Raw genomic sequence first — 1,176 nt, forward strand, 5'->3', positions numbered from 1 at the left:
CGTAGCGAACAGGGCGATCATCAAGAAGCCGATCCCGGCCATGATGCGGAAGGCCCAGAACATCACGGGCACCGGCGGCACGACGTCCCACGCGGTCTGCTTGATCAGCGCCGGGCTGGCCTGGCGCGGATCGGCGACATGGCGCTTGAGCAGCAGGCCATAGCCAAGGTCGCGGCGGTGCTGCTCGAAAGTGGCGCGCGCGGCGACGTCGTTGGGATTGACTTTCAGGGCCTCGACCGCGCCATAGGCGATGACGCCGGACTCGATGCGGTCTTCAGCCTTGGCGACCAGCTGGAAGATGCCTTCCACCGGCTTGTCCACGCTGCGCGTCGCGATCAGGCCCAGCACATAGGGGATCTTGATCTCGTGGTGGGTCGTGCGGTCCGCCATGCTGGGAATGCCGAAGGCGGTCAGGCCGGCCGGCGCGGGCTCGGTCTCCCACATGGCCTCCAGGGCGGCCAGCTTCATCTTCTGGTTATCCGTGAGCGCGTAGCCGCTCTCGTCGCCCAGCACCACGACCGACAGCGACGAGGCCAGGCCAAAGGCGGCCGCCACGGTCATCGACCGCTTGGCCACGCCCGGATACTTGCCCTTCAGCAGGTAGAAGGCCGACACGCCCAGCACGAAGACCGCGGCGATCACGTAGCCGGCGCTGACGGTGTGGACGAACTTGGCCTGGGCCACCGGATTAAACAGCACCTCGCGGAAGCTTTCGACTTCCATGCGCATGGTGTCGGGGTTGAACACCGCGCCGACCGGGTTCTGCATCCAGCCGTTGGCGATCAGGATCCACAGCGCCGACAGGTTGGTGCCCAGCGCCACCATGAAGGTCACGAACAGGTGCCCGACGCGGGACAGCTTGTCCCAGCCGAAGAACATCAGGCCCACGAACGTGGCTTCGAGGAAGAAGGCCATCAGGCCCTCGATCGCCAGCGGCGCTCCGAAGATGTCGCCGACATAGTGCGAGTAGTAGGACCAGTTCATGCCGAACTGGAACTCCATGGTGATCCCGGTCGCCACGCCCAGCACGAAGTTGATGCCGAACAGCGCCCCCCAGAACCGCGTCACGGTTCGCCAGATTGGGCGCTTGGTCATCACATAGATGCTCTCCATGATGACCAGCATGAACGACAGCCCCAGCGTCAGGGGCACGAACAGAAAGTGGTAGAGGGCGGT

At 64.9% G+C, this 1,176-nt stretch carries 1 protein-coding gene; it reads right to left on the reverse strand.

Translation table 11 applies throughout. From position 1 onward, the window contains the following. Positions 1-1,176 (reverse strand): cytochrome ubiquinol oxidase subunit I (locus tag ACT53N_RS18880; RefSeq protein ID WP_476065306.1); only part of this gene is annotated, 1,176 nt, incomplete at both ends.

The sequence above is a fragment of the Caulobacter sp. DMC95 genome (assembly GCF_056313785.1).